11 protein-coding genes are annotated in these 8588 nt (G+C 64.9%); 6 read left to right on the top strand and 5 right to left on the bottom strand.

The window, feature by feature from the left end; all coding sequences use genetic code 11:
- Positions 1 to 133: 133 nt before the first annotated feature.
- The gene (locus P5705_RS25345; protein ID WP_277463611.1) at positions 134 to 562 is read right to left on the bottom strand and encodes a PACE efflux transporter; all 429 of its coding nucleotides are present in this window, start codon (positions 560 to 562) and stop codon (positions 134 to 136) included.
- A 114-nt stretch (positions 563 to 676) separates the two neighbouring features.
- Here P5705_RS25345 and P5705_RS25340 point away from each other — a divergent pair, with 114 nt between their 5' ends.
- Positions 677 to 1555: a LysR family transcriptional regulator gene (locus P5705_RS25340; RefSeq protein WP_277463609.1), complete on the top strand. Its 879-nt coding sequence runs from the start codon at positions 677 to 679 to the stop codon at positions 1553 to 1555.
- A 150-nt stretch (positions 1556 to 1705) separates the two neighbouring features.
- Positions 1706 to 3592, top strand: a complete 1887-nt coding sequence (gene mcpA / locus P5705_RS25335; RefSeq protein ID WP_213660339.1) for a methyl-accepting chemotaxis protein McpA — start codon at positions 1706 to 1708, stop codon at positions 3590 to 3592.
- A 124-nt stretch (positions 3593 to 3716) separates the two neighbouring features.
- On the opposite strand, the gene P5705_RS25330 is transcribed toward mcpA, so the two are convergent.
- Positions 3717 to 4094 (bottom strand): RidA family protein, encoded by a 378-nt coding sequence (locus P5705_RS25330; protein ID WP_277463607.1) that lies wholly within the window; start codon positions 4092 to 4094, stop codon positions 3717 to 3719.
- Positions 4095 to 4288: 194 nt separating this feature from the next.
- Between P5705_RS25330 and P5705_RS25325 the strand changes: the two genes are divergently transcribed.
- Entirely contained in the window at positions 4289 to 5074 is a 786-nt protein-coding gene (locus tag P5705_RS25325) for a sulfite exporter TauE/SafE family protein (RefSeq protein ID WP_213660337.1), read from the top strand.
- Positions 5075 to 5181: 107 nt separating this feature from the next.
- On the opposite strand, the gene P5705_RS25320 is transcribed toward P5705_RS25325, so the two are convergent.
- Complete coding sequence (locus P5705_RS25320; protein ID WP_277463605.1) at positions 5182 to 6213, bottom strand: DUF1176 domain-containing protein; 1032 nt, start codon at positions 6211 to 6213, stop codon at positions 5182 to 5184.
- A gap of 136 nt (positions 6214 to 6349) precedes the next feature.
- On the opposite strand from P5705_RS25320, the gene P5705_RS25315 reads away from it, so the two are divergent.
- Positions 6350 to 6940, top strand: a complete 591-nt coding sequence (locus P5705_RS25315) for a biliverdin-producing heme oxygenase (protein WP_277463604.1) — start codon at positions 6350 to 6352, stop codon at positions 6938 to 6940.
- A gap of 80 nt (positions 6941 to 7020) precedes the next feature.
- Here the strand turns inward: P5705_RS25315 and P5705_RS25310 are convergent, their stop codons facing one another.
- A complete protein-coding gene (locus P5705_RS25310; RefSeq protein WP_277463603.1) occupies positions 7021 to 7410 on the bottom strand; it encodes a hypothetical protein in 390 nt (129 codons plus the stop codon).
- A gap of 188 nt (positions 7411 to 7598) precedes the next feature.
- On the opposite strand from P5705_RS25310, the gene P5705_RS25305 reads away from it, so the two are divergent.
- Both P5705_RS25305 and P5705_RS25300 read left to right on the top strand, forming a co-directional pair.
- Entirely contained in the window at positions 7599 to 7919 is a 321-nt protein-coding gene (locus tag P5705_RS25305) for a transcriptional regulator (RefSeq protein ID WP_277463602.1), read from the top strand.
- Complete coding sequence (locus P5705_RS25300; RefSeq protein ID WP_248919416.1) at positions 7906 to 8220, top strand: helix-turn-helix domain-containing protein; 315 nt, start codon at positions 7906 to 7908, stop codon at positions 8218 to 8220. The genes P5705_RS25305 and P5705_RS25300 overlap by 14 nt, the downstream gene beginning before the upstream one ends.
- Before the next feature lie 112 nt (positions 8221 to 8332).
- Here P5705_RS25300 and P5705_RS25295 read toward each other — a convergent pair.
- Positions 8333 to 8588: hypothetical protein (locus P5705_RS25295; protein ID WP_277463601.1), on the bottom strand; the 256-nt coding region annotated here is incomplete at its 5' end.

Here is an 8588-nt window from a genome sequence, read left to right as displayed (position 1 = left end):
GGAGCGGCCTTGTGCCGCGAAAGGGCTGCGCAGCAGCCCCGGCGACTTTGGCTTCGACCAAGAAATCGCGGGGCCGCTTCGCGCCCCTTTCGCGGCGCAAGGCCGCTCCTACAGGGAAAGCAGAACATCAAGCTCAGGCCGGTGCCAGGGCCGAGGCCGGCAGGCCGAAGATCCGGTCGAACGCCCAGTTGTAGACGAAGGTGTAGCACGGCACCAGGATGATGAACGCCATGTCCACCAGCAGCGCCTCCAGCAAGGTCATGTCCAGCCACCAGGCGATCAGCGGGATCAGGTACACCACCAGGGTCAGCTGGAAGCCGATGGCGTGCGCCACCCGCCGCGCCAGGCTGCGCCCGCGCTTGGCCTGGCGGCTCTCCCACCACTCGAACAGGCTGTTGTAGATGAGGTTCCAGGCCATGGCGATGGTGGTGATCATCACCGCCAGCGGGCCGGTGTGCGAGGCCTGGGTATCGGACAGGTAGGCCAGCCCCAGGGTCGACATGCACAGGCCGATGAGTTCATAGAAGGTCACGTAGACCAGTTTGCGTTTGAGTCCTTGCACGGAATTACCTTGATTGCGGGTACGTCGAAAGCGGGCGATGATGCTTCAATCAACCTGACAGTAAAAGTCAGCAGCCATCAGATTTTCTGATACCAGCCACTTCCAGGATTACCCGTGAACTTCTCCAGCGACACTATCCAGCTGTTCCTCGCCGTATTGGATCGCGGTTCGTTTTCCGCTGCCGCCCGGGCATTGGGGCGTGTACCGTCGGCGGTGAGCATGGCCATCGGCAACCTCGAGGCAGAGCTGGGCTATACCCTTTTTGATCGCGGCCCGCGCGAAGCTCGCCCCACCGCCCAGGCCTTGGCCCTGGAACCCCACGCCCGGCTGATCGCCGAACAGCTGGGGCTACTGGAGGTGCACGCCCTGGAACTGTCCCGGGGCCTGGAAAGCAGCCTGGCCATCGCCGTGGTGCCGGACATCGACCAGCAACCGCTGCTCAATGCCATCGCTCAACTGGGCGAGCGCCATCCGCTGCTCGACATCGAACTGCTCGCCGCCCCGCAGGAAGAAGCCCTGCAACTGCTCGACAGCGGCCGGGCCAACCTGTGCCTGGCCTTCGCCGGGCTGCAGGTCGACCCGCGCCGCAGCTTCCAGTACATCGCCATGGAATCGCTGGTGGCCACCCTGTCGCCCCGGCACCCGGCCTACCTCGAAGGCCGCATCCGCGACCTCGAGGACCTGGTCAACCTGCGCCAGATCCTGGTGCGCAGCCGCGACCTGCCCCTGACCGACCCGCGCTCGCTGATCGGCACCTCGCACTGGCGCACCGACAGCTTCGACCTGGCCCTGCAGATGGTCGAAGCCGGGCTTGGCTGGGGTGACCTGCCGCTGTCGCGGGTGGCCCCGCTGATCAGCGCCGGACGCCTGGTGCGCCTGGACTTTCGCAACACCCATAACGCCCTCGAACTGCCGGTACACGCGTTCTGGCTCAAGCAACAACCGCTCGGCCAGGCGGCCAGGCGCTTGGTCACCCTGCTGGCTTCGAAATGATTTGTCATGGAATGATGGTAAATCTGCCAAGCACTGCGACATTTAGTCTTTCAACATTTTGCGCAAACGGCCGATACCGTGAAAACAGGCCCCGTCACTCGTGCCACAAGCATGCGGCGCCCTCCCTTCACTGAATCAAGGTCTCGAAACATGAACCTGAAATTCCGCCACAAGATCCTGCTCAGTGCCTGCGGCGTCGTCGTCCTGGCATTTGCATTGTTCACGCTCTACAACGACTACCTGCAACGCAACACCATCCGCCAGAACATCGAGTCCTCGGTACGCCAGGCCGGCCTGCAGACCGCCAGCAGCGTGCAGAACTGGATGAGCGGGCGCATCCTGGTGCTGGAAAACCTCGCCCAGGACATCGCCCAGCAAGGCGCCGGCAACAACGTCCCTGGCCTGGTCGACCAGCCGTCCTACACCAGCAACTTCCAGTTCACCTACTTCGGCCAGAGCACCGGCCTGTTCACCCAGCGCCCCGACGCCAAGATGCCTGACGGCTACGACCCGCGTCAGCGCCCCTGGTACAGCCAGGCCGTGGCCGCCAACCAGACCATGCTGACCCCGCCCTACCAGGCCGCGGTCGGTGGCCTGGTGGTGACCATCGCCATGCCGGTCAAGGCCAAGTCCAGCGGTGAGCTGATTGGCGTGGTCGGCGGCGACCTGAGCCTGAACACCCTGGTCGACATCATCAACGCCGTGGACTTCGGCGGCATCGGCCATGCATTCCTGGTCGACCGCAATGGCCAGGTCATCGTCAGCCCTGACAAGACCCGGGTGATGAAGAACCTGAAGGACATCTACCCAGGCAGCCCACTGCGTGTCGAGCCCGGCATCCAGGAAGTCAGCCTCGACGGCAAGGACCGCATCATCTCCTTCGCCCCGGTGGAAGGCCTGCCGTCGGCGCAGTGGTACATCGGCCTGTCGATCGACAAAGAAAAAGCCTACGCGCCACTGAGCCAGTTCCGCACCTCGGCGATCATCGCCATGCTCATCGCCGTGGCCGTCATCGCCGGCCTGCTGGGCCTGCTGATCCCGGTGCTGATGCGCCCGCTGACCACCATGGGCCGCGCCATGCAGGACATCGCCGAAGGCGAAGGCGACCTGACCCGCCGCCTGGTCGTGGAACAGAAGGACGAGTTCGGCGAACTGGCCACCTCGTTCAACCGCTTCGTCGAGCGTATCCATGCCTCGATCAGCGAAGTGTCGTCGGCCACCCGCCTGGTGCATGACCTGTCGGAGAAAGTGGTGGGCGCCTCCAACGCCTCGCTGACCGGCTCCGAAGAGCAGAGCATGCGCACCAACAGTGTTGCCGCGGCGATCAACGAACTGGGTGCCGCCACCCAGGAAATCGCCCGCAACGCCGCCGACGCCTCGCAGCACGCCAGTGGCGCCAGCGAGCAGGCCAACGGTGGCCGCGAAGTGGTCGAAGAGGCCATCAGCGCCATGACCGCGCTGTCCCAGCGCATCAGCGAGTCCTGCGAGCAGATCGAGACCCTCAATGCCAGCACCGACGAGATCGGCAAGATCCTCGACGTGATCAAGGGCATCTCCCAGCAGACCAACCTGCTGGCGCTCAACGCCGCCATCGAGGCCGCCCGTGCCGGTGAAGCCGGCCGTGGCTTCGCCGTGGTCGCCGACGAAGTGCGCAACCTGGCCCACCGCACCCAGGAGTCGGCGGAAGAGATCCACCGCATGATCACCAGCCTGCAGGTGGGCTCGCGCGAAGCGGTGCACACCATGAACACCAGCCAGGTCTCGAGCGAGCAGACCGTGCAGGTGGCCAACCAGGCCGGCGTGCGCCTGGCCAGCGTCACCCAGCGCATCGGCGAGATCGATGGCATGAACCAGTCGGTGGCCACCGCCACCGAAGAGCAGACCGCCGTGGTCGAGAGCCTGAACCTGGACATCACCCAGATCAACGCCCTCAACCAGCAAGGCGTGGAAAACCTCAACGAAACCCTGCGCCACTGCGACGCCCTGAGCCAGCAGGCCGGGCGCCTGAAGCAGCTGGTGGGCAGCTTCCGCATCTGAGTCGTGCTCTTCGCCGGCAAGGCCGGCTCCTACGGGGATTGCGCAAAACCCTGTAGGAGCCGGCCTTGCCGGCGAAGAGGCCGGTCAGGCCACCACAGGCCTGCCCGCCCCCCCTGCACGAAACTCAATCGTGCCCGATGTACGCCTGCACCTCGATCTCCACATCCACGCCCAGCGCCAACGCCGAGGCCACCGTGGAGCGCACCGGCAACGCCGCGCCGAAGAACGTCTTGTACACCTCGTTGAAACCGGCGAAATGGCTCATGTCCGACAGCCACACGGTGCACTTCACCACCTGGTCGAAGCGCGCCCCGCATGCCGCCAGGCTCTCGCCGATCCGCTCGCAGGCCGCGCGGGTCTGTTCCTGAATATCGCCCTTTACCACCTCGCCGGCCGCATTCATCGGAATCTGCCCGGAGAGAAACAGGAACCCGCCAGCCTTCACCGCGCGGGAAAACGGAAACGGCAGGTTGCTGGGAAAACGCTGGATGTCATTGCTCATGGAACACTCCTTTCAGGGTTGGCTGGAACGTGCCGGGGACAGCGCGCGAACTCAACGAAATTGCAGCACGCCCGTCGCACATCTTGAACAGGCCAGCGGTTATAACCTAATAACGAACAAGTCTATTTGGCTATAAAAAAATCTATATGCTGGCAAGCATCCGATCACGGGCAAGCTGGGCAGTCGAGTAGCGTATGGATGTAGGTTCTTTCGGTTTCACCATTGCCGGGCTGGTAGTGGGCTTCATCGTCGGCATGACCGGCGTTGGCGGCGGTTCGCTGATGACCCCGATCCTGCTGTGGTTCGGCATCAACCCGGCCACCGCCGTGGGCACCGACCTGCTCTATGCCGCCATCACCAAGGCCAGTGGCGTCTGGGTGCACGGGCGCAACAAGAACATCGACTGGAAGATCACCGGCTGGCTGAGCCTGGGCAGCGTGCCCGCCGCCGCCCTCACCCTGTGGTTCCTCAGCACCCTGCACACAGACACCTCGGCGCTGAACGCCATCATCAAGCAAGGCCTGGCGGTGGTGCTGATCCTCACCGCCCTGGCGATCCTGTTCAAGTCGCGCCTGCAGGCCTTCGCCAGCAAGCACGCCGGCGACCACTACCACCTCAGCGACCGCAGCCTGAACATCCTCACCGTGATCACCGGCGTGGTGCTGGGGGTGATGGTCACCCTCACCTCCATCGGCGCCGGCGCCCTCGGCACCGTGGCGCTGTTCCTGCTCTACCCGTTCCTGGTCACCCGCCGCCTGGTCGGCACCGAGATCGCCCACGCCGTGCCGCTGACCCTGGTCGCCGGCCTTGGCCACGCCGGCATGGGCAACATGGACTGGTCGCTGCTGGGCTACCTGCTGCTGGGGTCGCTGCCGGGGATCTACCTGGGCAGCCACCTGACCGGGCGCATCTCCGACCGTGTGCTGCGGCCGTGCCTGGCGACCATGCTGCTGCTGATCGGCTACAAGCTGGCGTTCTGATTCGGGGCTGCTGCGCAGCCCTTTCGCGGCACAAGGCCGCTCCTACAGGAGACCGCTGTGCCTTGTAGGAGCGGCCTTGTGCCGCGAAAGGGCCGCACAGCGGCCGGCTAACCCTCGGCTCGCCACAGCACCGGCCAAAATTCCGGTTTCACGTACCCGCAGCGGTCCATCCTGACCACCCGCTCCGGGCGCATGAGCATCCCGTCGTAGCGCCAGTGCTGCGCCAGGCCACAGCCGCGTTCGAGCAGGCTCTTGTCGGTGGCATACAGCTGGCCCGTGAGGGCGTCGAAAGCCATGAAGCCACTCAGGTTGGGCGCCAATAGCGGGACCGGTGCCTCGACATGCAACTCGCTGACTTGATAAGGCGCACTGCGCGACACCCGGTACAGGTAGTTGGCGCAGAACTCCCCACTGCATCCGGTGCTCAGGATCCCCAAGGCATGGGCCTCATCCAGCGGATGCAGCTCCAGGTTGTTGTAGCGGCTGTCCTCCATCACCCCCTGCTCGGTCGCCCAGCGCAGCACCGCGTCGCCCATCTCCTGGCGGTGGCTGTCATCCAGGGCAGGTGCTGGGATGTAGCGCGGCAAATGCGCCACGGGCGGTGCATCGGGCACGCTGGCGGCGGGCGCATCGCCCACCCGCACCAACGCATCGGCATGCCCGACCCGCGCCTGCACGGCATCGATCACCAGCAGCGCGGCGCTGAGCCCCTGCAACGAGGCGACCAGCTCGCCATCCTCAGTGAGCGCGCTCAGCCGTTCGCCATTGCGCAGTTGACGCAGCAACGCCAGTGCCCCATCGCCTTCCAGACGCAGGTCGTAATCGTACGGGCGCTGGATATGCTGCCATCCGGCCGACAGCGGCTGGCCATCGAGCAGCAGTTGATCCACATAGGTCGGCCCCACGCGCAGGGTCAGCTCAAGCCTACCCTTGGGCCCCGCCTCGCGGCGCACGATGGTGTGCAGCCCGGTCATCAGCTCATCATCGATCGCCAGCAAGGCCGTGCAGGCGCGGGTATTGTCGCAGCCCACCGCCCAATCCTTGATCTCGCGGTACAGCGGCACCGGCTCAGGGGCCGCCGCCACCAGGCCCGGCAACAGTGCCAGGGCCAACCAGTTCCATCTTGTCGCACGTCCCATGCTGCGTCCTTGAGTCAGCTCGTTTCGAGAGGCGCCATGATTGCAGATACGCGGCAGAGTACAAGCGCGCCGCAGTGGTGACCGGCCACGGGTTTCTGGCAGTATCACGGCTACCTCCACGGCCAGAAGCGCGACGATGCCCGAAACCGCCAGCCCCCTGCTGCACGCCCTGCGCGAAGGCACCCGTGCCTGCCACAAAGGCCTGGAACAACGCCTGCCGTTCTTCAGCGAAGGTTTCGACCTGCCGGCCTACCGGCGCCTGGTCGAGGCCTACCATGGCTTCCACGCGCCACTGGATGCCGCGCTGGCCGGCTACCAGCCGCTCGAACGACGCAAGGCCCCGGCCCTGGCCCGCGACCTGCGCGCCATGAACCACACACCCCACGCCATCGACGCCCTGCCCCGCTGCCAGGCGCTGCCCGGCATCGACAGCGCGGCCAGCGCCCTGGGCGTGATGTACGTGCTTGAGGGCTCCACCCTCGGTGGCCAGGTGCTCAAGCGCACGATGGCCGAACGCCTGGGCATCGACGCCGACAACGGCGGCGCTTTCCTCGATGTGTATGGCCCCGCGACGGGCGCGAACTGGCGGGCATTCCTGCAACGGCTGGCCGAGGCGAGCGCCGCCACCCAGGCCCAAACGGTCGACGCCGCCATCGCCACCTTCGAATGCTTCGAGCAGTGGCTCGATCAACAAGGCGTGCTACTGCAGCCGAACCACCCCCTGTAGGAGCCGGCCTTGCCGGCGAACACCGGCAAAGCCGGTGCCAACCACCACGGCACCCGCTTCACGGCAATTCAACGCACCCATCAAGCCAAACGCCCGCCCCGCCTGCCAAGCAAGCGCAGCAACCGGGTACCCCACGGCGTCAACACGATCGCCACCAGGCACAGCCCCCCGCACAACGCGGCGAACCCCAGCGCGCGTATCGGGTGCAAAGGGTTGAAGTACACCAGCACCACCAGCACCAGCAACAGCGCCAACCCATAACGGACCGTCGCCCGCGGGATGGCCACCATCAGCAGGTTGAAGAAGATGAACGTGTAGAACACCAGCATCGTGGCCAGGCCGACACCGACACCGCGCGCCGCCGGCGGGCCGACGTGCGCCCGGTAAAGGTCGAAGCCTAGCTGCAGTAGAAAGGGAAAGGCCACGCAGGCCAGGGTGTGCAATAGCAGGCGTGAAAACAGCGGCAACATTCTTCCTTGGTCCTATAGCCGGCCTTCAATCCCGAAAGGCCATGAGCGGGGTTGCGGATGCTACGGGCAAGGCTGGCGGTCGACAAGCCAAACGCGCCTTCGCAAGCAACCTCCCGATACAAGCAGCCGCTTTATGAATTAGGGTCATTGGCATCAACATCCCCACGTCAAAGACGTAGGGATGCGGTATGCTGACGATCATTGAAGCCCCACTTTTCTCAAAGCAGTGGCCAGACTACTGGACCCTGGACGAACACGGCGCCTTCATGCACTACCTTGCCAACGAACCGGAAGCCGGAGCAGTCGTGCCGGGTTCGGGAGGTTGTCGAAAGGTTCGCTGGAGCTTGGATGGCCGTGGCAAACAAGGCACTGTAAGGATCATCTACACGGCTCAGCTCGCAAGTGGCGCTCTGGTCGTGCTGCTCATCTATGGCAAGGGCGCCACAGACAACATTCCCGCGCATGTGTTGCGCAAGATCGCGAAGGAACTGAACCATGCCCCTGACTGAGAAAGATCTGCTGCTGCGAGACAGCAAGCGCGATATCGGTGCCGAATTGCTTGAGTCCATCCGTGATGTAAAAGCCGGACACCATGGCGCCGTTCACCAGGTCGAGTTGACCCCTGCCGCCGAAGCGCGAAGCAGAACCGGGTTGTCACAGTCCCGGTTTGCCGAACTGTTGGGGGTCTCTGTACGAACCTTGCAAGAATGGGAGCAAGGCAGGCGCAAACCTTCAGGGGCTGCCCGCTCCTTGCTGCACATTGCTGCCTCACGGCCGGATGTGTTTCGCGAAGTGCTGCAGGCGCGTTGATAGCGGCCCCAGCGCAAACGTCGTCAGCCCATTCGCCGGCAAGCCGGCGCCTACAACGAGAGCCAAATACTTCTGATGTAGGAGCCGGCTTGCCGGCGAACGGACTTCAGCTCTAACCGCGCTCTATCCCGTCGAGCACCGCCGACGACAGCGCCAGGCCTTTCTCCAGGGAGTTCTCCGTCGCCACCAGCAGGCTGCGCAACGGCTCGCCCGCCCTTTCCAATGCCATCGCATTGGTTTCATAGGCCGCCCGCAGCGCGGCCACGGCGCATACCAGTGCGTCCTCGCCGTCGATACCGGCGTGTACCGAGAACATGGGTGGGTGGGCGTCGTTGCAAGTGCCGAAATGGGCGCGGGCCGTGGTGGGG

The organism is Pseudomonas entomophila (assembly GCF_029478665.1).
GTDB lineage: Bacteria > Pseudomonadota > Gammaproteobacteria > Pseudomonadales > Pseudomonadaceae > Aquipseudomonas > Aquipseudomonas entomophila_F.
Note: the sequence above shows the minus strand (reverse complement) of the source record. Positions and strands in the feature narration are given on the sequence as shown.

What these genes read in the sequence shown, in the direction of transcription:
- mcpA (WP_213660339.1), top strand. Translation starts at nt 1,706, where the DNA reads ATGAACCTGAAATTCCGCCACAAGATCCTGCTCAGTGCCTGCGGCGTC.
- P5705_RS25330 (WP_277463607.1), bottom strand. Translation starts at nt 4,094, where the DNA reads ATGAGCAATGACATCCAGCGTTTTCCCAGCAACCTGCCGTTTCCGTTT.
- P5705_RS25325 (WP_213660337.1), top strand. Translation starts at nt 4,289, where the DNA reads ATGGATGTAGGTTCTTTCGGTTTCACCATTGCCGGGCTGGTAGTGGGC.
- P5705_RS25320 (WP_277463605.1), bottom strand. Translation starts at nt 6,213, where the DNA reads ATGGGACGTGCGACAAGATGGAACTGGTTGGCCCTGGCACTGTTGCCG.
- P5705_RS25315 (WP_277463604.1), top strand. Translation starts at nt 6,350, where the DNA reads ATGCCCGAAACCGCCAGCCCCCTGCTGCACGCCCTGCGCGAAGGCACC.
- P5705_RS25310 (WP_277463603.1), bottom strand. Translation starts at nt 7,410, where the DNA reads ATGTTGCCGCTGTTTTCACGCCTGCTATTGCACACCCTGGCCTGCGTG.
- P5705_RS25305 (WP_277463602.1), top strand. Translation starts at nt 7,599, where the DNA reads ATGCTGACGATCATTGAAGCCCCACTTTTCTCAAAGCAGTGGCCAGAC.
- P5705_RS25300 (WP_248919416.1), top strand. Translation starts at nt 7,906, where the DNA reads ATGCCCCTGACTGAGAAAGATCTGCTGCTGCGAGACAGCAAGCGCGAT.